Source organism: Brachybacterium sp. J144 (assembly GCF_036321705.1).
Lineage (GTDB): Bacteria > Actinomycetota > Actinomycetes > Actinomycetales > Dermabacteraceae > Brachybacterium.
In genome coordinates, this window is sequence record NZ_JAZDCG010000028.1 from 58810 (window position 1) to 79649 (window position 20840).

Below are 20840 nucleotides of genomic sequence, written 5' to 3' on the forward strand. Positions count from 1 at the left end.
GGTGCTCCCGGCGGGGTGGACGGATCAGAAGGTGAAATCCGACGGGGGGATCTCGGGGGCGTCGTCGCCGAGCAGCAGCGGCGCGGGCGCGTTGGGATCGGGCTCGTTCTGCGCCGCGTACTCCTCCTCGTCGATCTCGCGGACCGTCAGGAGGCCCTCGTCGATCTCGCGGAGCGCGATCGAGAGCGGCTTCTCCTGGTTGTCGACATCCACCAGGGGGCCGACGAACTCGAGCAGGCCCTCGGAGAGCTGCGAGTAGTAGGCGTTGATCTGGCGGGCGCGCTGGGAGGCGTACAGCACCAGGGCGTACTTCGAGTCGACGGTCTCCAGGAGACGGTCGATCGGCGGGTTCGTGATGCCCTCGGGCTGGGCGACGGTTCCGGCCACGGAAGTCCCTTCATCGAAAGTGTGCGTGCGACTGACCAGGATACGCCCTGGACCCCCCGGGGCGCGAGGGCGCCCGGGGACCGGCCGCGTGAGACCGCGCACGCCGGCACCGGTGTGGAGAACTGGGGAGAACAGCGCGAAGGCAGAGAACCTGGGGGCCCTCTCCCGCGCTCAGCGGCGGACGCCGAGCAGCGCGGCGAGCTCGTCGGCCGCGCGGTCCACCTCGTCGTTGACGATGGTGACGTCGAACTCGCTCTCCGCGGCCAGCTCGACCTTCGCGGTCTCGAGGCGCCGGGTGCGCTCCTCCTCGTCCTCCGTGCCGCGCCCGACGAGACGCTGCACGAGCGTGTCCCAGTCGGGCGGCGCGAGAAAGACGAAGTGCGCCTCGGGGAGCGTCTCACGGATCTGCCGGGCACCGGCGAGGTCGATCTCGAGGAGCACCGGGCGCCCCGCGGCGACCATCTCCTCGACCGGACCGCGCGGTGTCCCGTACTTGTTCCGGCCGTGGACCACGGCCCACTCGAGCATCTGCCCGTCCTCGATCAGGCGCGAGAACTCCGCCTCGCTGACGAAGCGGTAGTGGACGCCGTCGACCTCCCCCGGGCGCGGGGCGCGGGTGGTCGCCGAGACGGAGAGCCAGATCTCGGGGTAGCGGGCGCGGATCGCGGCCGAGACCGTTCCCTTACCCACCGCGGTGGGGCCGGCGAGGACCGTCACCGGAGCCGGTGCCGACGCGGCACCGGCCCCGTGGGAGGTCGTCACTCGGAGAAGTGCGCGACGAGCTTCTCCGCCTGATGGGAGCCGAGGCCCCGGATCTTGCGGGAGGGGGAGATGCCGATCTCCTCCATGATCTGCTGTGCCTTGACCTTGCCGACGCCCGGAAGGGCCTCCAGGAGCGCGGAGACGCGCAGGCGGCCGACGATCTCGTTGGTCTCGGCCTCGGCCAGGACCTTCGTGATCTCCTCGCCGCGACGGCCGGCGCTGTCCTTGAGACGGGCCTTGATCGCGGCGCGCTCGCGGCGGGCCTCGGCGGCCTTCTTCAGGGCATCGGCCCGCTGCTCAGGAGTGAGGGGAGGGAGAGCCACTGTTCTTACCTCTTGTTCTGTCGCTGGTGAGGAGCGGGATCCGAGAGGACCCCGCACGTGGGAAGACTGTAACCCCTCGGACGTGGCGAGGCACACTCATCGGCAAAGGTGTCGCAGATCAGAGGCTTGCGGCCCGGCCCCGTCGGCTCCTCCCCCGGTCCGGGGAGGGGCCGCGGGAGGCGGGGCCGCCGCGGGGCTCAGGAGTACTCGGCGCGCAGCGCGGCCAGGCGCTGCTCGAGCGCGGCCACGTCCGGGCCGGCTGCGAGCAGCGCACGGGACACCGAGACCAGCACTTGACCTGCGGATTCACCGAAGACCTCGGCGAGCTCTGCGGGTCCTGCCCCCTGGGCTCCGAAGCCGGGGGCGAGCAGCGGGACGTGCGGCGCGGCCGTGTCGATCCCGAGCCGGCGATAGGCGTCGCCCACCGTCGCCCCGACGACGAGGCCCAGGGAGCCCCAGGTCGAGTCGTCGCCGCCTCCGCGCGCCTCGGCGTGTCGCGCCATGGTCAGCGCCACCGGCCTGCCCTGCTCGTCCACCGCGTGCTGCACCTGCGGGCCGCTCGGGTTGGAGGTCAGGGAGAGGACGAAGACGCCCTTGCCGTGCTCGAGGGCGAGGTCCACGGCGGGGTCGAGGGACTCCGCCCCGAGATACGGGCTCGCGGTGATCGCATCGGCCTCGAGCGGCGCGCCGGGCCGGAGGAACGCCTCGGCGTAGGCGTCCATGGTCGAGCCGATGTCGCCGCGCTTGACGTCGAGGATGGTCAGCAGACCCTGCTCGCGAGCCCCGGCGAGGAGCTCCTCGAGGGCCGCGATCCCGGCCGAGCCGTGACGCTCGTAGAAGGCCGACTGCGGCTTGATCGCCGCGACCCGTCCCGCGGTCGCCGCGAGCACCGCGCGGGAGAACTCGCGCACGCCCTCGGCCGAGTCGGGGAGTCCCCAGGCCTCGAGCAGCGCGGCGTGCGGGTCGACGCCGGCCAGGAGCGGCCCGTGCTCGGCCACGGCCCGCTGCAGGCGGGCGCCGAAGGCCCCGCCCGTCGGGCTCGGGACGGTGCGCCCGCTCATGCCGTCACCGCCGCGGCGCGCGCCTCGACGAGCCGTCGAGTGTGCGCCTGCAGGCTGCCGACGCTGAACGGCTCCTCCGGGCGGGCCTCGATCGCCTGGACGGCGGCCTGGAACTCCTGGAGGGTCGTCACGAGCGGGACGTCCATGCTGGTCGCGGCCGCGCGGATGGCGTAGCCGTCGACTCGCGCGTTGGAGCCCGAGGGGGTGTTCAGCACGAGCGCCACCTCCCCGGACTCGATCAGTTCGATCACGCTCGCGTCCTCGCCGCTCTCCGAGGCCTTGCGCAGCACGCGGCAGGGGATGCCGCTGCGACGCAGCACCCGGCCGGTGCCGGCGGTGGTGAGGATCTCGAAGCCGAGCGCGGCGAGACGGGCGGCCGGCAGGGCGAGGGCGCGCTTGTCGCGGTCGGCGACCGAGACGAAGACGGCGCCGGAGGTCGGCAGGCCGGTGCCGGAGATCGCCAGCTGCGACTTCGCGAACGCCAGCGGGAAGGTCGCGTCCAGGCCCATCACCTCGCCCGTGGAGCGCATCTCGGGGCCGAGCACCGAGTCGACGGCGCGACCCTCGCGGGTACGGAAGCGCTTGAAGGGCATCACGGCCTCCTTGACCGCGATCGGGGCGTCGTCGGGCAGGTCGGCGCCGTCGCCCTCGGGCAGCACGCCCGCGGTGCGCAGCCCGGCGATCGTCTCCCCCGCCATCACCCGGGCCGCGGCCTGGGCGAGGCGCACCCCGGTGGCCTTCGCGACGAAGGGGACGGTGCGGGAGGCGCGCGGGTTCGCCTCGAGGACGTAGAGGATGCCCTGCGAGAGGGCGTACTGCACGTTGAGCAGGCCGCGCACGCCCACGCCGGCGGCGATCGCGAGGGTCGAGGTGCGGATGCGCTCGAGCACCTCGTCGCCGAGGGACACCGGGGGCAGGGTGCAGGCCGAGTCGCCCGAGTGCACCCCGGCCTCCTCGATGTGCTCCATGATCCCGGCGAGGTACAGCTCCTCGCCGTCGTACAGGGCGTCCACGTCGATCTCGATCGCGGTGTCCAGGAAGCTGTCCAGCAGGATCGGGGCCTCCGCACGGCCGCCCTCGGGCAGGTTCCGGCTCACGTAGTCCACGAGGCCGTCCTGGTCGTAGACGATCTCCATGCCGCGACCGCCGAGCACGTAGCTGGGGCGGACCAGCACGGGGTAGCCCACCTCCTCGGCGACCTCGATCGCGTCGGCGAGGCCCCAGGCGGTGCCGTAGGGCGGGGCGGGCAGCTCGGCCTCGGCGAGGACGGCACCGAAGTGACCGCGGTCCTCGGCGAGGTCGATCGCGGCGGGGCTGGTGCCGATGATCGGCAGGCCCGCGGCCTCGAGGCGGCGGGCGAGGGCCAGCGGGGTCTGCCCGCCGAGCTGCACGATGACGCCCGCGACGGGGCCGGCGGCCTTCTCCGCCTCGTACACCTCGACCACGTCCTCGAAGGTGAGTGGCTCGAAGTAGAGGCGATCGGCGATGTCGTAGTCGGTCGAGACCGTCTCCGGGTTGCAGTTGACCATCACGGTCTCGTAGCCGCCGCCGGGCAGGTCGCGATCGCCGAGCGCGATCGCGGCGTGCACGCACGAGTAGTCGAACTCGATGCCCTGGCCGATGCGGTTCGGGCCCGATCCGAGGATCAGCACGGCCGGACGTTCGCGCGGCTCGACCTCGGTCTCCTGATCGTAGGTCGAGTAGTGGTACGGGGTGCGGGAGGCGAACTCGGCCGCGCAGGTGTCGACGGTCTTGTAGACCGGGTTGATCCCGAGCGCCTCGCGGACCCCCTTGATGACGTCCCCGCTCTGTCCGCGCAGCTGGCCGATCTGGTCGTCGCTCAGGCCGCGGCGCTTGGCGAGGGCCAGCAGCTCCGCGTCGAGCACGGAGGAGGAGCGGATCTCGGCCGCCAGCTCGGCGACCTGCAGCATCTGATCGAGGAACCAGCGGTCGATCGCGGTGGCCTCCACGAGACGGTCCAGCGTCTCCTCGGGATCGAGGATCCCCTCGGCCGCGGACCACAGCACGCGGGCGATCGCCACGAGACGTCCGTCGGTCGGGGTGCGGGAGGCGTCGATCAGCTCGGCGACCTCGGCGGGGGCGGGCGGCTCCCCGAGGTAGGAGGGCACCGCGGTCTTCACGTCGAGGGAGCGCTGGGCCTTGCCGAGCGCCTCGGTGAAGCTGCGTCCCATGGCCATCGCCTCGCCCACCGACTTCATGGTGGTGGTGAGGGTCGGGTCGGCGGCCGGGAACTTCTCGAAGGCGAAGCGCGGCACCTTGACGACCACGTAGTCCAGCGCGGGCTCGAAGCTCGCGGGGGTGGTGCCGGTGATGTCGTTGCGGATCTCGTCGAGTGTGTAGCCGATCGCGAGGCGCGCGGCGATCTTCGCGATCGGGAACCCGGTCGCCTTCGAGGCGAGCGCCGAGGAGCGGGACACGCGCGGGTTCATCTCGATGACCACGACGCGGCCGGTCTCGGGGTGGGTCGCGAACTGGACGTTGCAGCCGCCCGTGTCGACCCCGACCTCGCGGATGATGCCGATGCCGAGGTCGCGCAGGTGCTGCAGCTCCACGTCGGTGAGGGTCAGGGCGGGCGCCACGGTCACCGAGTCGCCGGTGTGCACGCCGACGGGGTCGACGTTCTCGATCGAGCAGACCACCACGCAGTTGTCGTTGCGGTCGCGCATCAGCTCGAGCTCGAACTCCTTCCAGCCGAGGATCGACTCCTCCAGGAGCACCTCGGTGGTCGGCGAGTAGTGGAGCCCGTCGCCGCCGATCCGGCGCAGGTCCGCCTCGTCGTAGGCCATGCCGGAGCCGAGCCCGCCCATGGTGAAGCTGGGGCGCACCACCATCGGGTAGCCGAGCTCCTCGGCGGCCTCGAGCAGCTCGTCCATGGTGTGGCAGATCCGCGAGCGCGCGGACTCGCCGCCCACCCGCTCGACGACCTCCTTGAACTTCTGACGGTCCTCGGCCTTCTGGATCGCGTCGAGGCTCGCGCCGATCATCTCGACGCCGAACTCCTCGAGGGTGCCGTTCTCGGCCAGCGCGATCGCGGCGTTGAGGGCGGTCTGGCCGCCGAGGGTCGGCAGGATCGCGTCGGGGCGCTCCGCGGCGATGATCGAGCGGATGATGTCCGGGGAGATCGGCTCGACGTAGGTCGCGTCGGCGACCTCGGGGTCGGTCATGATCGTGGCCGGGTTCGAGTTGACCAGGATGACCCGGAGGCCCTCCTCGCGCAGCACGCGGCAGGCCTGGGTGCCGGAGTAGTCGAACTCCGCGGCCTGGCCGATGACGATCGGGCCGGAGCCGATGACGAGGACGGACTGGATGTCTGTGCGGCGGGGCATCAGGACTCCTTCTGCGAGGTCTGGACATCCGCGGCCGAGGCGGAGGCGCGGCGCTCGCGGACGAGGTCGGCGAGGCGGTCGAAGAGGTACGAGGCGTCGTGCGGGCCGCCGGCCGCCTCGGGGTGGTACTGGACCGAGAAGACGGGGCGGTCGAGGCAGCGCAGCCCCTCGACGACATCGTCGTTCAGCCCGACGTGGGAGACGACCACGCGGCCATAGCGACCGCCGTCGTGCGGGGCGAGGTGCTCGCCCTCCAGGGGGACGTCCACGGCGAAGCCGTGGTTGTGGGCCGTGATCTCGACCTTGCCGGTCTCGCGGTCGAGCACGGGCTGGTTGATGCCGCGGTGGCCGAACTTCAGCTTGTAGGTGTCGAAGCCGAGGGCGCGGCCCAGCAGCTGGTTGCCGAAGCAGATGCCGAAGAAGGGCAGGTCCGCGTCGAGGACGCCGCGGAGCAGCTCGACCTGGGCGTCGGCCGCGGCGGGATCGCCGGGGCCGTTGGAGAAGAACACCGCATCGGGCTGGATCGCGAGCAGGTCCTCGAGGGAGGTGCTCGCGGGCAGCAGGTGCACGCGGAGGCCGCGCTGCAGCATGCTGCGCGGTGAGGCGCCCTTGATGCCGAGGTCGACGGCGGCGATGGTGCCGATCGCCTCGCCCTCGGGCTCGAGGACGATCGGCTGGGCGATCGTGACCTCGTCGACGAAGCTCGATCCGCTCATCTCGGGCTGCGCGCGCACCTGCGCGAGCAGCGCGTCCTCCCCCGCCTCGAGGGCGTCGCCCGAGAAGATGCCGCCGCGGAGGGAGCCGGTCTCCCGCAGGATGCGGGTGAGCATGCGGGTGTCGATGTCGCTGATGCCGACCACGTCGGCGCCGACCAGCAGCTCGTCGAGGGTCTGCTCGGCGCGGAAGTTGGAGGCCAGGCGGCTCGCCTCGCGCACGGCGTAGCCGCGCACCCACACGGTGCGGGACTCCATGTCCTCGGAGTTCGCGCCGGTGTTGCCGATGTGCGGGGCGGTCTGGACCACGATCTGGCCCGCGTAGGAGGGATCCGAGAGGGTCTCCTGGTAGCCGGTCATGCCGGTGGAGAAGACGACCTCGCCGAGGCGGGCGCCGCGGGCGCCGTAGGCGGAGCCGCGCAGCACGGTGCCGTCCTCGAGGATCAGCAGGGCGCGCTCGCGACGGGCGCGGCGGGACGGGGACGCGGGGTCCCTCGGGGCGGTGGCGGTGGTCATGCGTGCTCCTTCCGGGAGAGCAGGAGGTCGTGGTCGGCGCGACGGGCGAGCCGCAGGCCGGTGTCGAGGAGCTGGTCGCCGAGGCGCCAGCGAAGGACGAGGAGCCCGTCACCGCCGACGAACTTGCCGGCCATGCCGGGGCTCGTGGTGATCTCGGCGAGGGCGGAGGAGGGCACGGTCAGCGGGGCGAGGCCCTGACGTCGGATGTGCCAGGTGCCCTGCTCCCCCACCTCGACCGAGGCGGTGGCGCGCTGTCCGAGCCCGTGGGCGACGACCCGCTCGAGCGGCTGCTCGGCGAGGACCGTGTCGACGTAGACGCCGTCGAAGGGTCCCGCCGCCCGCTGCTCGCCAAGGGCGGCGAGATCGCGGCTGTCGGGCGCCGGGAGATGCTGCTGCGAGCGGCGTCGTCCGCGCCAGCCGATCACCATCAGCCCCAGGAGCAGGAGGAAGACGAGGACCAGGAGCAGGACCGGGACGAGGCGGTCCATCAGGCGCCCGCCAGCGCGCCGTCGCGGACGGTGATGCGTCCGGCGTGGACGGTGAGGCGGTTGCGGCCCGGCAGCTCGCGCCCCGCGACCGGGGAGTTGCGGCTGCGGGAGGCGTGCTCGGCGGGGTCGACGGGCTGCGAGGGGCGCGGGTCCCAGACGAGCACATGCGCCGGGGAGCCGGGCTCGAGCGGTCGGCCCTGGTCCTCGTCGCGACCGATCTCGGCGGGCTTCTCGCTCATCACCCGGGCGACGTCCCGCCAGCTCAGCCGCCCCTCGTCGACCATGGTCGCCTGCACGAGGGAGAGGGCGGTCTCGAGCCCGGTCATGCCCATCGCGGCCTGGTCCCACTCGCGGTCCTTCGCGTCCCGCGGGTGCGGCGCATGGTCGGTCGCGACGATGTCGATCGTGCCGTCGGCGAGCCCCGCCCGCACCGCCTCGACGTCCGCCGCGGTGCGCAGCGGCGGGTTCACCTTGAAGACCGCGTCGAAGCCGCGCACCTCCTCGTCGGTGAGGAGCAGGTGGTGCGGGGTGACCTCGGCGGTCACCTCGATGCCGCGCTGCTTGGCCCAACGGATGATGTCGACGCTGCCCGCCGTCGACAGGTGGCACACGTGCAGGCGCGAACCGACGTGCTGGGCGAGCAGCACGTCGCGGGCGATGATCGACTCCTCGGCGACCGCCGGCCAGCCCGCGAGGCCGAGCTCCGCAGAGACGACGCCTTCGTGCATCTGGGCGCCCTCGGTGAGCCGCGGGTCCTGGGCGTGCTGGGCGATGACTCCGTCGAAGGACTTCACGTACTCGAGGGCGCGGCGCATCAGCACCGGGTCGTGCACGCACTTGCCGTCGTCGCTGAAGACCCGCACCCGGGCGCGGGAGGAGGCCATCGCGTCCAGCTCGGCGAGGCGTTCGCCCTGCAGGCCGACGGTGACGGCGCCGACGGGCCGGACGGTGCACCATCCGGCCGTCTCGCCCTGGCTCGCGACCTGCTCGACCACGCCGGCGGTGTCCGCGGTGGGGGTCGTGTTGGCCATCGCGTGCACGGCGGTGTATCCGCCGCGGGCCGCGGCGCGGGTGCCGGTCTCGACGGTCTCGGCCTCCTCACCGCCGGGCTCGCGCAGGTGGGTGTGGAGGTCGACCAGACCGGGCAGCACGATGCAGCCGTCGGCGTCGACCACCTCGGCGTCCGCGGGCGCTTCCAGGTCCGCTCCGACGGCGGTGATCTCCCCGCCCTCGAGGAGGAGGTCGGCGACGTCCTCGCCGTAGGGGCGGCCGCCCCGGATCAGCACGACGGGCACGGCAGTGGTGGTGGAGACGGCGGCGTTCATCGGGCGTCCTCCCGGGTGTCGGTGGCGAGCAGGTGGTACAGGACCGCCATCCGCACGAACACGCCCGAGGCGACCTGTTCGACGATGACGCTGCGGGGTCCGTCGGCCACGTCCCCCGCGATCTCGAAGCCGCGGTTCATCGGCCCGGGGTGGAGCACGAGGGAGTGCTCGGGCAGCGCGGCGGCGCGGGCCGTGGTGAGCCCGTAGCGGCGGGCGTACTCCCCCTCGGTGGGGAAGAAGCCGCCGCCGACCATCCGCTCCCGCTGGACGCGGAGCATCATCACGGCATCGGGCCCGGTGGCCAGCGCCGCGTCGAGGTCGTAGGTGATCTCGCAGGGCCAGGCGCCCGCGCCGACGGGGACCAGCGCGGGCGGGGCGACGAGGGTCACCCGGGCCCCGAGCAGGGTCAGCAGCAGCACGTTCGAGCGGGCCACCCGCGAGTGGAGGATGTCGCCGACGATGACCACGTGCAGGCCCGCGAGGTCCGCCCGGGGATCACCGGGGCGGAGGTGGCGGCGCAGGGTGAAGGCGTCGAGCAGCGCCTGGGTGGGATGCTCGTGGGCGCCGTCCCCCGCGTTGACGATCGGCTGGTCGATCCAGCCGGCGTGGGCGAGCTGGTGCGCCGCGCCCGAGGAGGCCGAGCGGACCACGACGGCGTCGGCCCCCATCGCCTGGAGGGTCAGCGCGGTGTCCTTGAGCGACTCCCCCTTGGACAGGCTCGAGCCCTTGGCGGAGAAGTTGATGACGTCCGCGGAGAGCCGCTTCGCGGCCGCCTCGAAGCTGATCCGGGTGCGGGTCGAGTCCTCGAAGAAGAGGTTCACGACCGTGGTGCCCACGAGCGTGGGCAGCTTGCGGATCTGCCGGGACTGGGTCTCGGCCATGTGCTCGGCGGTGGCGAGCAGGTCGAGGGCTTCGGTGCGGTCGAGGTCCGCGATGGAGATGACGTGCCTCATGCGCGCGCCTCCCCCGGGGGTGCCGCGGGACGGACGATGTCGACCGCGTCGATCCCGTCGGTCTCGGCGAGCTGCACGTGGACCCGCTCGCTGCGCGCGGTGGGCAGGTTCTTGCCGACGTGGTCGGCGCGGATGGGGAGCTGCCGGTGGCCGCGGTCCACGAGGACGGCGAGGCGCACGGCGGCGGGCCGGCCGATGGCCCCGAGGGCGTCGAGGGCGGCGCGGACGGTGCGGCCCGAGTAGAGCACGTCGTCGACCAGGACGACGGTGCGCCCGTCGATACCGCCCTTCGGGATCCGCGTGGGACCGGGGACCCGAGTGCGCTGGGTGCGCAGGTCATCGCGGTACATGGTGATGTCGAGGCTGCCGACGAGGTCCTCGAGGGGACGCTCCCCGCCCTCGGAGCGGGCGATGCGCTCGGCGAGCCGATGGGCGAGCGGCACGCCGCGATGCGGGATGCCGAGGAGGACGAGGTCGTCCGCGCCGTGGCCGCTCTCGAGGATCTCGTGCGCGATCCGGGTGAGGGCGCGGCGGATCTCCTCGGCGCCCAGGACGCGCGAGGCCTCCGGACCCGGAGGGGCGTCGGTGTCGTGCGGGGTGGTCATGCGTCTCCCTTCCACGCCTCACGGGACGTGTCGTTAAAGGGTGGTGATGCTCTGCCGGGCCGTCCCGGGGTGACCCGGTGCGCGGACCCGTGCGAGCCGTGCTGCGCGGCTGAGTCTAGCGTCCGCCGCGGCGGCGCCCCGACCTCGCCCGCCCCTCGGACGGGGCGGGGAGGAGGGGCCGGGAGGTCCTCAGGACGTCAGGCCCCGGATGTCGAGCAGGCGCTGGAGCAGGCCGTTGACGAAGCGCGGCGAGTCGTCGGTCGAGAGCACCTCGGCGATCTTGGTGTACTCACCGATGATCGCCCCGCGACCGGTGCTCTCCTCGCCGTACAGCACCTCGGCGCTGCCCAGGCGCAGGATCGCGCGGTCCACGGCGGGCATGCGGTGCAGCGGCCAGTCCCGCGAGTGGGTCTCGAGGTCCTCGTCGATGTCGGTCGCATAGGGCGCGTACAGCTCGACGAGGTCGCGCGAGCGCACCGGCAGCGGGGTCTGCGCCGCGGTGATCCGCAGCCGGTCCCGCAGCACGTCGAGGACATCACGGCGCTGGGCGTCGGCCTCGAAGAGAACGTCCAGCGCGCGGATCCGGTCGCGCGAGCGCGCGCCGAGACGATCCGCGGGCGCCGGGATCGTGCGCTCGAACTCGACCTCCCCCTCCGTCACCGGGAGCGGGAGGCCGGGTCCCTTGGGGGCCGGGGCCCCCTCGGGGCGGGGGGCATCGGTCACTTGACGCGCTCGATGTAGTCGCCGGAGCGGGTGTCGACCTTGACCTTGTCGCCCTGGTTGAGGAAAAGGGGCACCTGGATCTCGCGGCCGGTTTCCAGGCGCGCGGGCTTGGTGCCGCCGCTGCTGCGGTCGCCCTGCAGGCCCGGCTCGGTGAACTCGATGGTCAGCACGACCGAGGCCGGGAGCTCGACGAAGAGCGCCTCGCCCTCGTGGAAGGCGATGATGACGTCCTGGCCCTCGAGCATGAAGTCCTTGGCGTCGGCCACGGTCTCGCCGGAGACATTGGTCTGCTCCCAGTTGCTGGGGTCCATGAAGACGTACATCTCGCCGTCGAGGTACGAGTACTGCATGTCGCGGCGGTCGACGGTGGCGGTCTCCACCTTGACGCCGGCGTTGAAGGTCTTGTCGACGGTCTTGCCGGACAGGACGTTCTTCAGCTTGGTGCGCACGAAGGCCGGGCCCTTGCCGGGCTTGACGTGCTGGAACTCGACCACGCTCCACAGGCCGTTGTCCTGCTTGAGGACCATTCCGTTCTTGAGGTCGTTCGTCGTCGCCATGGGTCTCCTCGGAAGTCGTCGGGGCGGCCCCAAGGATAGCGTCACGCCGCCCCGCTCCCCCGGGGCTCCCGGTGGATCAGCGCTCGGAGGTGAGGTCGATCATGCTGAGCAGTCGCTCGGCGAGCGGATGGGCGGCGCTCTCCTCCCGCCACCCTCCGGTCTGCACGGCGCGGGAGACGGTCTGCTGCGTGACGCCGAGGCGCTCGGCGAGCTGGGCCTGCGTGGCCGTCGGATCCTCGCGCAGGGCCCGCACCGCCCGCCACTGACCGCGGTTGCGGGTGCGGACCATCCAGCCGATCAGGCGCAGCACGGCCTCGGCGTCCTCGACGGTGCCGGCCTGGCGCGGATCGGCGGCGCGCACGGCCACGGGCACGGTGGAGGTGACCTCCGCGGCGCGGAGGGCCTCGGCCGCGGCGGAGGCCGCTCCCCCGGTGAGCTCCCGCACCGAGGCGGGCAGCGGCGCGGGCACCGCCCCGATCCCGAGGCCGACGGCGAAACCGCCCGTCTCGAGGGTCCGCAGCAGGACCTCGAGGGCGATCTCGGAGCGCGGGGCCAGTGCGAGGACGTGCCATCCGGCGGTGCGCTCGGCCGGCAGGGCGAGCGGCAACGGGGCGAGGGCCGCGAGCAGCGCGGGGACCGGGTCCTCGCCGCCGCGGCGACGGAGCGCCCGGGTCGCGGTCAGGGACAGCAGGTGCAAGGCGGCCTCCTCCGGCACGGACGGCGCTCTGCCGCTGTGCCGGACGATACAGCGAAAACCCGCTGACCTCTCGAGGACGCGCCGGGCCGATCAGGCCAGCTCGATGAGCTCCATGTACGAGGCGTTCCAGAGGTCCTCGACCGCGTCGGGCATGAGCAGCACCCGCTCCGGGGAGAGCGCCTCGACGGCACCCGGGTCGTGGGAGACCAGGATGACGGCCCCCTCGAAGGCGGACAGCGCCCCCAGGATCTCGGCGCGGCTGGCCGGGTCGAGGTTGTTCGTCGGCTCGTCCAGCAGCAGCACGTTCGCGCTGGAGACGACGAGGGTCGCGAGCGCCAGGCGCGTCTTCTCGCCGCCGGAGAGCACGCCGGCCGGCTTGTGCACGTCCTCGCCGGTGAAGAGGAAGGAACCCAGGATCTTGCGCGCCTCGACCTCGGGGAGCTCATAGGCCGCGGTCATCATGTTCTCGAGCACGGTGCGCTCGAGGTCGAGGGTGTCGTGCTCCTGCGCGTAGTAGCCGACGCGCAGCCCGTGCCCGGGCAGGATCTCGCCCGTGTCGGACTCGTCGGCGCCGGCGAGGATCCGCAGCAGGGTGGTCTTGCCCGCGCCGTTCAGACCGAGGATCACGACCCGCGAGCCGCGGTCGATCGCGAGGTCGACGTCCGTGAAGATCTCGAGGCTGCCGTAGGACTTCGAGAGCCCCTTCGCCATGAGCGGGGTCTTGCCGCACGCGGCCGGCTTGGGGAAGCGGAGCGAGGCGACCTTGTCGCTGCGGCGCTCCTCCTCGACCCCGTCGAGCATCCGCTCGGCGCGCTTGAGCATGTTCTGGGCGGCGACGGCCTTGGTGGCCTTCGCCCGCATCTTCTCGGCCTGCGCGGTGAGGGCGCTGGCCTTCTTCTCCGCGTTGCTGCGCTCGCGCCGGCGCCGCTTCTCGTCGTCCTCGCGCTGGCGCAGGTACTGCTTCCAGCCCATGTTGTAGATGTCGATGACCTGGCGGTTCGCATCGAGGTAGAAGACCTTGTTGACCACCTGCTCGACGAGCATCACGTCGTGGCTGATGATGATCAGCCCGCCGCGGTAGGTCATCAGGTACTCGCGCAGCCACACGATCGAGTCGGCGTCGAGGTGGTTGGTCGGCTCGTCGAGGATCATCGTCGTCGCCTGCGAGAACAGGATGCGGGCGAGCTCGACGCGACGGCGCTGGCCGCCGGAGAGGGTGCCCAGCGGCTGCTCGAGGAGGCGGTTGGGGATGCCGAGGTTCGCCGCCATGCGCTTCGCCTCCGCCTCGGCCGCGTAGCCGCCGGCGGCGTCGAGCTCCGCCTCGAGGCGGGGATAGCGGTTCATCGCCTTCTCGCGCTTGGCCTCGGAGAGGGACATGTCCCCCATCTCCTCCTCGGCTCGGCGCAGACGGCGCAGCACGTCGTCGAGACCCCGCGCGGAGAGGATGCGGTGCAGCACCGGCTCGGTGTCGTCGCCGGAGTGGGTGTCCTGCGGGAGGTAGCCGAGCTCCCCGCTCACCTCGACGCTCCCCTCGGTGGGCTGCAGGGTCCCCGAGAGCACCTTCGTGAGCGTGGTCTTCCCGGCGCCGTTTCGGCCCACCAGCCCGACGCGGTCGCCGTCGGTGATCTGGAAGGACACCTCGCTCATGAGCAGTCGGGCGCCGACGCGGACGGCGAGGTCGTGCACGGTGATCACGGCGGGTACTCCTAGCGAGCGGGGGCGGCCCGGAGGAGGGCCGGATCGAGTCTAGGGCCGGGGCGGCGCGGGGTCCCGCCGATTCCCGCCGACGGTGCCGCGGACCACAGGGGATCCGACGCCCCGGAGCGCTCCGTGATGTCATCCTGGGTGCGTGGTCGTGACCACGGCCACGGAGGCTCAGCAGAGAGGCTGGACATGCGCATCGGGGTGCCCCGCGAGGTCAAGAACAACGAGAACCGGGTGGGTCTGGGGGCCGCCGGCGTCCACGAGCTCGCGGTGCGCGGGCACGAGGTCCTCGTCGAGACCGGAGCCGGTCTCGGCTCGCGCGTGAGCGACGAGGACTATGTCGCGGCGGGCGCGAGGATCCTGCCGACGGCCGACGAGGTCTGGGAGCAGGCCGAGATGATCGTCAAGGTGAAGGAGCCGCTCCCCGAGGAGTACGGGCGCCTGCGGACGGGCCAGATCCTTTTCACCTACCTGCATCTGGCGGCGGATCACGGGCTCACCGAGGCCCTGCTCACCTCCGGCACCACCGCGATCGCCTACGAGACGGTGCAGCTGCCGGATCGCTCCCTGCCGCTGCTGGCCCCGATGAGCGCGATCGCCGGACGGCTCGCGGCACAGGTCGGCGCGTACCACCTGATGGCCCCGCTCGGCGGGTCGGGCGTGCTGATGGGCGGGGTCCCCGGCACCTCCGAGGCGAACGTGCTGGTCGTCGGGGGTGGCGTGGTCGGCGAACAGGCCGCGATGATGGCGCACGGACTGCACGCGAACGTCACCGTGATGGATCTGAACGTCGCACGGCTGGGCCAGATCGCGACGATGCACCACGGCGGAATCCTCACCCGCTACTCGACCACCCTGGACCTCGCCGAGCAGGTCGAGCGGGCCGATGTGGTGGTCGGCTCGGTGCTGATCCCGGGCAAGCGCGCCCCGAAGCTCGTGACCGACGAGATGGTGTCCCGGATGAAGCCGGGGTCCGTCCTCGTGGACGTCGCGATCGACCAGGGCGGCTGCTTCGAGAACTCCCGGCCCACCACGCACTCCGATCCGACCTTCCGCGTGCACGACGCGGTGTACTACTGCGTCGCGAACATGCCCGGCTCGGTGCCGGTCACCGCGACCGCGGCGCTCAACAACGCGACCCTGCCCTACATCCTGCGTCTGGCCGCCTCCGGCTGGCGGGACGCGCTGCGGGCCGACGGCGCGCTCGCCCTGGGCCTGCACACCCACGAGGGTGCGCTCACCCATGCGGGCACCGCCGAGGCGCACGAGCTGGAGATCACGGAGGCGACCACGGTCATCGGCTGACCCAAACCGGAGGCTCCGCTGCCCCGCCCCCGCCCCAGGGGCTCCGCGGCCCCGCCCCGCCGCAGAAATGCCACAGACTTGGGGGAATTCTTCGCGAATTCCCCCAAGTCTGTGGCATGACCCGCCGGTCACCGCGCGCGGTGGGCGGGGAGGGCGGCTCAGAGGTTGAAGCCGATGGCGCGCAGCTGCTCGCGGCCGTCCTCGGTGATCTTCTCCATGCCCCACGGCGGCATCCACACCCAGTTGATGCGGTGGGACTCCGTGATGGGATCCAGCGCCGCGAAGGTCTGCTCCTCGAGCAGATCGGTCAGCGGGCAGGCGGCGGAGGTCAGGGTCATGTCGATGACGGCGCTGCCGTTCTCGACGGTGATGCCGTAGACGAGTCCGAGGTCGACGACGTTGATCCCGAGCTCGGGGTCGATCACGTCCTTCATGGCCTCGGTGACGTCCTCGACGGTGACCGTCGAGGCCGGGGTCTGCTGGTCGGTCATGGGTCCTCCCGGTGGGGTGCGAGCGCTCGGCCCGCGGCGTGGGATGGGTTCCGTCGGTCCGGACGCGGTGGTCCGGACCGACGGACGGGGGTCAGCTGTCGGCGCCGACGAGGAAGCGGTCGTAGCCCTCGGCCTCGAGGCGCTCGGCGAGCTCGGGGCCGCCCTGCTCGGCGATCTTGCCGTTCACGAAGACGTGGACGAAGTCCGGCTTCACGTAGTTGAGGATGCGGGTGTAGTGGGTGATCAGCATGATGCCCACCTCGGTGTTCTCCTTGGCGCGGTTGACGCCCTCGGAGACGATGCGCAGCGCGTCGACGTCGAGGCCGGAGTCGGTCTCGTCGAGGATCGCGATGGAGGGCTTGAGCAGCTGCATCTGCAGGATCTCGTGGCGCTTCTTCTCGCCGCCGGAGAAGCCCTCGTTGACGTTGCGCTCGGCGAAGACCGGGTCCATCTTGAGGTCGTCCATGGCGCCCTTGACGTCCTTGACCCAGGTGCGCAGGGCAGGTGCCTCGCCGTCGACCGCGGTCTTGGCGGTGCGCAGGAAGTTCGAGACGGTCACGCCGGGGACCTCGACGGGATACTGCATGGCGAGGAAGAGACCCGCACGGGCGCGCTCGTCGACGCTCATCTCGAGCAGGTCCTCGCCGTCGAGGAGGACCTCGCCGGAGGTGATCTCGTACTTGGGGTGGCCGGCGATGGCGTAGGCGAGGGTGGACTTGCCCGAGCCGTTGGGGCCCATGATCGCGTGGGTCTCGCCGCCCTTGATGGTCAGGTCGACGCCCTTGAGGATCTCCTTGGTGCCCTCAGGGGTCTCGACGGTGGCGTGGAGGTTCTTGATCTCCAGGATCGACATGTGGGGTTCTCCTTGACCAGGAAGCTGGTGAATACGTGGGGGCTGGGGTCGGGCGCCGCGGGGCACCCGGAGGATCAGGTGGCGGGGGCGGCGGTCGGATCCACGAGGATCGCGCCGCTGCTCTCGTCGATGCGCACGGGGAAGACCCGCACGGGCCGGACGGCCGGGAGCTGCAGGGGACGACCGGTGACGAGGTCGAACTGGCTGCCGTGCTTCCAGCACTCGATGGTGCACCCCTCGACCTCGCCGTCGCTCAGCGCGATCTCGTCGTGCGAGCAGAGGTCCTCGAGGGCGTGGACGCCGCCGTCCTCGTCGCGCACCAGCGCGATCTCGATGCCGCCGGCGACGACGTCGATCGCCTCACCGGGGTCGAGGTCGGCGAGGGCGGCGACGGGGACGAAGGCGTCCGACATCAGTTCATGCTCCGGGCGAGCTCGTCCTCGATCGCGGCCGAGAGGCGCTCGCGCACCTCGGGGACGTCGATCTGCTGGATGATCTCCGCGAAGAAGCCGCGCACCACGAGGCGGCGGGCCTCGACCTCGGAGATGCCGCGAGCGCGCAGGTAGAACAGCTGCTCGTCGTCGAAACGACCGGTCGCCGCGGCATGCCCGGCGCCCTCGATCTCACCGGTCTCGATCTCCAGGTTCGGCACCGAGTCGGCGCGCGCCCCCTCGGTGAGCACCAGGTTGCGGTTCAGCTCGTAGGTGTTCGTCCCCTCGGCCGACTTGCGGATCAGCACGTCGCCGACCCACACGGACCGCGCGCCCTTGCCCTGCAGCGCGCCCTTGTAGGCGACGTTGGAGGTGCAGTTCGGGGCGCTGTGGTCGATGAAGAGCCGGTTCTCGAAGAACTGGCCCTCGTCGGAGAAGTACAGGCCGAGCTTCTCGATCTCGCCGCCGGGGGCGGCGTACTCGCCGATCGCGTTCAGGCGCACCGCACCGCCGCCGAGGGTGACCGCGACGTGCTTCAGGCGGGCGTCGCGGCCCACGCGGGCGTGGTGCTGGGCGATGTGCACGGCGTCGTCGTCCCAGTCGTGGACCGAGATGACCGTCATCTGCGCGTTGTCGCCGACGACGATCTCGACGTTCTGCGCGTACTGCGCGGCGCCGGTGTGGTTCAGGACCACGATCGAGGAGGAGGACTCCTCGGCCTCGAGCACGAGGTGGGCGTTGCCGCGCCGCTCGGCACCGCGCCCGGTGATGTCGACGCGGAACGGCGTGTCGTACGCGGCGTTCTTCGCGGCCACGAGGTGCAGCGCCTGCTCGGTGCGGGCGGAGGCGACGGCGGAGGTGCGGTCCTCGGGCACCAGGACGGTGCCGCGCGGCGCCTGACCGGGGGCCAGGACTCCCGGCTCCGGGGCGCCCTCGGGGACGCTCACCGCGTAGTCGACGGCGAGATCGCCCTCGCGGTCGTCGGTGGCGACGTCCTCGAAGAGCGGCGCGAAGCGGCGCAGCGGGGAGAAGCGCCACTCCTCGACGTCGCTGCGGGGCACGGCGTGGTCGGCGACCTCGAAGGAGCGCAGCCGAGCGCCGCGGTTCGCCGCGGCGTGCGCGGCGGACAGCCCCTGGCCGGGGAGCGAGAGGTTCTCCGCCTCCAGCTCGGGAGCGGCCGTGGTGTCGGTGCCCTCGAGGGCGGTTCCGGCGGCGACGGGGGCAGCCCCCGCCGCATGGCCCACGGCCTCGTTCGCGGTGGGGTCCCCGGCGCTCTCGGGGCCCTTCACATCGGTGACATCGGTCGAGGTCATCAGCCGACTGCTCCTTCCATCTGCAGCTCGATCAGGCGGTTCAGCTCGAGGGCGTACTCCATCGGGAGCTCGCGGGCGATGGGCTCGATGAAGCCGCGCACGATCATCGCCATCGCCTCGGTCTCCTCCATGCCGCGGCTCATCAGGTAGAAGAGCTGCTCCTCGGAGACCTTGGAGACGGTGGCCTCATGGCCCATCTGGACGTCGTCGACGCGCACGTCGACGTAGGGGTAGGTGTCGGTGCGCGAGATGGTGTCCACCAGCAGCGCGTCGCACAGCACGGTCGAGGCGGAGTGCTCGGCACCGGGCATGACCTGGACCAGGCCGCGGTAGGAGCTGCGGCCGCCGCCGCGCGAGACGGACTTCGAGACGATCGAGCTCGAGGTGTGCGGCGCCATGTGCACCATCTTCGACCCGGTGTCCTGGTTCTGGCCCTCGCCCGCGAAGGCGACGGAGAGGGTCTCCCCGCGGGCGTGCTCGCCCATGAGCCACACGGCCGGGTACTTCATGGTGACCTTCGAGCCGATGTTGCCGTCGACCCACTCCATGACGCCGCCCTGCTCGACGGTGGTGCGCTTGGTGACCAGGTTGTAGACGTTGTTCGACCAGTTCTGGATGGTCGTGTAGCGGACGCGGGCGTCCTTCTTCACGACGATCTCGACGACGGCGCTGTGCAGCGAGTCGGACTTGTAGATCGGCGCGGTGCAGCCCTCGACGTAGTGCACGTACGAGCCCTCGTCGGCGATGATCAGCGTGCGCTCGAACTGACCCATGTTCTCGGTGTTGATCCGGAAGTAGGCCTGCAGCGGGATCTCCACGTGCACGCCCTTGGGGACGTAGACGAAGGACCCGCCGGACCACACGGCGGTGTTCAGCGCCGAGAACTTGTTGTCGCCCGAGGGGATGACGGTGCCGAAGTACTCCCGGAACAGCTCGGGGTGCTCCTTGAGCGCCGTGTCGGTATCGAGGAAGATGACGCCCTGCTCCTCCAGGTCCTCACGGATCTGGTGGTAGACGACCTCGGACTCGTACTGCGCGGCGACGCCGGCGACGAGGCGCTGCTTCTCCGCCTCAGGGATGCCCAGGCGGTCGTACGTCTCGCGGATGTCCTCGGGCAGGTCCTCCCAGGAGGTGGCCTGCTTCTCGGTGGAGCGGACGAAGTACTTGATGTCGTCGAAGGCGATCCCGGAGAGATCCGGGCCCCAGGTCGGCATCGGCTTCTTCTCGAAGAGCCGCAGCGCCTTGAGGCGACGCTCGAGCATCCACTCGGGTTCGCTCTTGCGGGCGGAGATGTCGCGCACGACGTCCTCGGACAGACCGCGGCGCGCGCTGGCCCCGGCCGAGTCCTCGTCGTGCCATCCGAAGGCGTAATTGCCGATGGAGTCGATGATCTCGTCCTGTGTGAGCTTCTCTGGTGCGCTCGTCATGATGTCCTTCCCTCGGTGAGCGGAATATGAGTCGTGCAGACGTGGGCGCCCTGGGCCAGGGTGGCCAGGCGCTGGACGGGGGCCCCGATGATGCGGGAGATGAGCTCGGACTCGGCCTCGCACAGCTCGGGATGATCGGCCGCGACGTCCAGGACGGGGCAGCGGCCGTGGCAGAGCTGGGCCGTGACGAGCGTACGCGGGATCTCCCCCGGACGTCCGCCGGCGGTCGGCAGCGGGACGTGCAGCGGGCGGACGGTGGTGGCGTAACCGCGTTCGGTGAGCAGCTCGGCGAGCAGCTCGATCCGCCGCGAGCGGGTGATCCTCTCCCCCGCCGCCTCCCGGCGCTCGACCTCCGCGGAGAGCGCGCTCTCCCAGTCGGCGATGCGACGGGCGGCGAGCCGGGCGACCGCGTCCTCCCCGCCGCGGCGGGCGAGCTCGGCGACCGCGAGGACGGCGAGCTCGTCGTAGCCCCCGGGGAGCTTATCGTGCGCCGCCTTGGACAGCACGAACGTCTTCGACGGGCGGCCACGCCCGCGATGGGCGACCGGGACCTCGTGCTCCTCGATCACCCCGTCGGCCTCGAGGAGGGCGAGGTGCCGACGCACGGCGGCGCTGGTGAGCTCGAAGCGCTCGGCCAGCTGGCGGGCGGTGATCGGCCCGTGCGCGGAGATCGCATCGATCAGCCGGTCCCGGGTGGCGTGCGGCCCGGCGGGCTCCTGCTGGGGAGTCGTCATGTCCTCGGCGCCTCCTCCGTCTCGACCGTCGGCGACCCCACCGATTTTACAACATGACACTTTCCAAAACCCTGCCCACCCATGTGCCACGAACCACCCAGGGTGCCCTTACCCGGAGGTGACGC

The 20840-nt window shown here is 71.8% G+C and carries 21 protein-coding genes; 1 reads left to right on the forward strand and 20 read right to left on the reverse strand.

Going from position 1 to position 20840, the window contains the following annotated elements:
* Window positions 1-24 precede the first annotated feature (24 nt).
* From rpoZ to V1260_RS10790, 14 genes are all read right to left on the reverse strand, one after another.
* Window positions 25-387 (reverse strand): DNA-directed RNA polymerase subunit omega, encoded by a 363-nt coding sequence (gene rpoZ / locus V1260_RS10725; protein ID WP_329746809.1) that lies wholly within the window; start codon window positions 385-387, stop codon window positions 25-27.
* Between the two features lie 171 nt (window positions 388-558).
* A complete protein-coding gene (gene gmk / locus V1260_RS10730; RefSeq protein ID WP_329746810.1) occupies window positions 559-1149 on the reverse strand; it encodes a guanylate kinase in 591 nt (196 codons plus the stop codon).
* Window positions 1146-1472: an integration host factor, actinobacterial type gene (gene mihF, locus V1260_RS10735; RefSeq protein ID WP_329746811.1), complete on the reverse strand. Its 327-nt coding sequence runs from the start codon at window positions 1470-1472 to the stop codon at window positions 1146-1148. Before mihF ends, gmk begins: the two co-directional genes overlap by 4 nt.
* A 197-nt stretch (window positions 1473-1669) precedes the next feature.
* The gene (pyrF, locus tag V1260_RS10740) at window positions 1670-2533 is read right to left on the reverse strand and encodes an orotidine-5'-phosphate decarboxylase (RefSeq protein ID WP_329746812.1); all 864 of its coding nucleotides are present in this window, start codon (window positions 2531-2533) and stop codon (window positions 1670-1672) included.
* Window positions 2530-5880 carry a carbamoyl-phosphate synthase large subunit gene (gene carB / locus V1260_RS10745; RefSeq protein WP_329746813.1) on the reverse strand — a complete coding sequence of 1117 codons (3351 nt, stop codon included), beginning with the start codon at window positions 5878-5880 and terminating at the stop codon, window positions 2530-2532. The genes pyrF and carB overlap by 4 nt, the downstream gene beginning before the upstream one ends.
* Window positions 5880-7109: a glutamine-hydrolyzing carbamoyl-phosphate synthase small subunit gene (gene carA, locus V1260_RS10750; protein ID WP_329746814.1), complete on the reverse strand. Its 1230-nt coding sequence runs from the start codon at window positions 7107-7109 to the stop codon at window positions 5880-5882. The genes carB and carA overlap by 1 nt, the downstream gene beginning before the upstream one ends.
* Entirely contained in the window at window positions 7106-7597 is a 492-nt protein-coding gene (locus V1260_RS10755; protein WP_329746815.1) for a PH-like domain-containing protein, read from the reverse strand. The genes carA and V1260_RS10755 overlap by 4 nt, the downstream gene beginning before the upstream one ends.
* Complete coding sequence (locus V1260_RS10760) at window positions 7597-8922, reverse strand: dihydroorotase (RefSeq protein ID WP_329746816.1); 1326 nt, start codon at window positions 8920-8922, stop codon at window positions 7597-7599. The genes V1260_RS10755 and V1260_RS10760 overlap by 1 nt, the downstream gene beginning before the upstream one ends.
* Entirely contained in the window at window positions 8919-9875 is a 957-nt protein-coding gene (locus tag V1260_RS10765; protein WP_329746817.1) for an aspartate carbamoyltransferase catalytic subunit, read from the reverse strand. The genes V1260_RS10760 and V1260_RS10765 overlap by 4 nt, the downstream gene beginning before the upstream one ends.
* Window positions 9872-10480, reverse strand: a complete 609-nt coding sequence (gene pyrR / locus V1260_RS10770; protein WP_329746818.1) for a bifunctional pyr operon transcriptional regulator/uracil phosphoribosyltransferase PyrR — start codon at window positions 10478-10480, stop codon at window positions 9872-9874. The genes V1260_RS10765 and pyrR overlap by 4 nt, the downstream gene beginning before the upstream one ends.
* A 189-nt stretch (window positions 10481-10669) precedes the next feature.
* The gene (locus V1260_RS10775) at window positions 10670-11203 is read right to left on the reverse strand and encodes a transcription antitermination protein NusB (protein ID WP_329746819.1); all 534 of its coding nucleotides are present in this window, start codon (window positions 11201-11203) and stop codon (window positions 10670-10672) included.
* Window positions 11200-11760, reverse strand: coding sequence for an elongation factor P (gene efp / locus V1260_RS10780; RefSeq protein ID WP_329746820.1), 561 nt, complete (start codon window positions 11758-11760; stop codon window positions 11200-11202). The genes V1260_RS10775 and efp overlap by 4 nt, the downstream gene beginning before the upstream one ends.
* A 76-nt stretch (window positions 11761-11836) precedes the next feature.
* Window positions 11837-12457, reverse strand: coding sequence for a MarR family transcriptional regulator (locus V1260_RS10785; protein WP_329746821.1), 621 nt, complete (start codon window positions 12455-12457; stop codon window positions 11837-11839).
* Between the two features lie 90 nt (window positions 12458-12547).
* Window positions 12548-14152: an ABC-F family ATP-binding cassette domain-containing protein gene (locus tag V1260_RS10790; RefSeq protein WP_329746822.1), complete on the reverse strand. Its 1605-nt coding sequence runs from the start codon at window positions 14150-14152 to the stop codon at window positions 12548-12550.
* Between the two features lie 198 nt (window positions 14153-14350).
* Between V1260_RS10790 and ald the strand changes: the two genes are divergently transcribed.
* Window positions 14351-15466 carry an alanine dehydrogenase gene (gene ald, locus V1260_RS10795; protein ID WP_329746823.1) on the forward strand — a complete coding sequence of 372 codons (1116 nt, stop codon included), beginning with the start codon at window positions 14351-14353 and terminating at the stop codon, window positions 15464-15466.
* 158 nt (window positions 15467-15624) lie between these two features.
* Here ald and V1260_RS10800 read toward each other — a convergent pair whose 3' ends face one another.
* From V1260_RS10800 to V1260_RS10825, 6 genes are all read right to left on the reverse strand, one after another.
* Window positions 15625-15957 carry a metal-sulfur cluster assembly factor gene (locus tag V1260_RS10800; protein ID WP_329746824.1) on the reverse strand — a complete coding sequence of 111 codons (333 nt, stop codon included), beginning with the start codon at window positions 15955-15957 and terminating at the stop codon, window positions 15625-15627.
* A 91-nt stretch (window positions 15958-16048) separates the two neighbouring features.
* Window positions 16049-16810, reverse strand: coding sequence for a Fe-S cluster assembly ATPase SufC (gene sufC / locus V1260_RS10805; RefSeq protein ID WP_329746825.1), 762 nt, complete (start codon window positions 16808-16810; stop codon window positions 16049-16051).
* 74 nt (window positions 16811-16884) lie between these two features.
* Window positions 16885-17223 carry a non-heme iron oxygenase ferredoxin subunit gene (locus tag V1260_RS10810; RefSeq protein ID WP_329746826.1) on the reverse strand — a complete coding sequence of 113 codons (339 nt, stop codon included), beginning with the start codon at window positions 17221-17223 and terminating at the stop codon, window positions 16885-16887.
* On the reverse strand, window positions 17223-18554 hold the full coding sequence (gene sufD / locus V1260_RS10815) for a Fe-S cluster assembly protein SufD (RefSeq protein ID WP_329746827.1): 1332 nt from the start codon (window positions 18552-18554) through the stop codon (window positions 17223-17225). The genes V1260_RS10810 and sufD overlap by 1 nt, the downstream gene beginning before the upstream one ends.
* Window positions 18554-19981, reverse strand: coding sequence for a Fe-S cluster assembly protein SufB (sufB, locus tag V1260_RS10820; RefSeq protein ID WP_329746828.1), 1428 nt, complete (start codon window positions 19979-19981; stop codon window positions 18554-18556). Before sufB ends, sufD begins: the two co-directional genes overlap by 1 nt.
* Window positions 19978-20715, reverse strand: coding sequence for a helix-turn-helix transcriptional regulator (locus V1260_RS10825; protein ID WP_329746829.1), 738 nt, complete (start codon window positions 20713-20715; stop codon window positions 19978-19980). The genes sufB and V1260_RS10825 overlap by 4 nt, the downstream gene beginning before the upstream one ends.
* Window positions 20716-20840: the final 125 nt, after the last annotated feature.

Bases quoted from the DNA above. Each gene is read 5' to 3' on its own strand.
- pyrF (WP_329746812.1), bottom strand. From the start codon at position 2,533: ATGAGCGGGCGCACCGTCCCGAGCCCGACGGGCGGGGCCTTCGGCGCC.
- carB (WP_329746813.1), bottom strand. From the start codon at position 5,880: ATGCCCCGCCGCACAGACATCCAGTCCGTCCTCGTCATCGGCTCCGGC.
- carA (WP_329746814.1), bottom strand. From the start codon at position 7,109: ATGACCACCGCCACCGCCCCGAGGGACCCCGCGTCCCCGTCCCGCCGC.
- V1260_RS10755 (WP_329746815.1), bottom strand. From the start codon at position 7,597: ATGGACCGCCTCGTCCCGGTCCTGCTCCTGGTCCTCGTCTTCCTCCTG.
- V1260_RS10760 (WP_329746816.1), bottom strand. From the start codon at position 8,922: ATGAACGCCGCCGTCTCCACCACCACTGCCGTGCCCGTCGTGCTGATC.
- V1260_RS10765 (WP_329746817.1), bottom strand. From the start codon at position 9,875: ATGAGGCACGTCATCTCCATCGCGGACCTCGACCGCACCGAAGCCCTC.
- pyrR (WP_329746818.1), bottom strand. From the start codon at position 10,480: ATGACCACCCCGCACGACACCGACGCCCCTCCGGGTCCGGAGGCCTCG.
- efp (WP_329746820.1), bottom strand. From the start codon at position 11,760: ATGGCGACGACGAACGACCTCAAGAACGGAATGGTCCTCAAGCAGGAC.
- ald (WP_329746823.1), top strand. From the start codon at position 14,351: ATGCGCATCGGGGTGCCCCGCGAGGTCAAGAACAACGAGAACCGGGTG.
- V1260_RS10800 (WP_329746824.1), bottom strand. From the start codon at position 15,957: ATGACCGACCAGCAGACCCCGGCCTCGACGGTCACCGTCGAGGACGTC.
- sufC (WP_329746825.1), bottom strand. From the start codon at position 16,810: ATGTCGATCCTGGAGATCAAGAACCTCCACGCCACCGTCGAGACCCCT.
- V1260_RS10810 (WP_329746826.1), bottom strand. From the start codon at position 17,223: ATGTCGGACGCCTTCGTCCCCGTCGCCGCCCTCGCCGACCTCGACCCC.
- sufD (WP_329746827.1), bottom strand. From the start codon at position 18,554: ATGACCTCGACCGATGTCACCGATGTGAAGGGCCCCGAGAGCGCCGGG.
- sufB (WP_329746828.1), bottom strand. From the start codon at position 19,981: ATGACGAGCGCACCAGAGAAGCTCACACAGGACGAGATCATCGACTCC.
- V1260_RS10825 (WP_329746829.1), bottom strand. From the start codon at position 20,715: ATGACGACTCCCCAGCAGGAGCCCGCCGGGCCGCACGCCACCCGGGAC.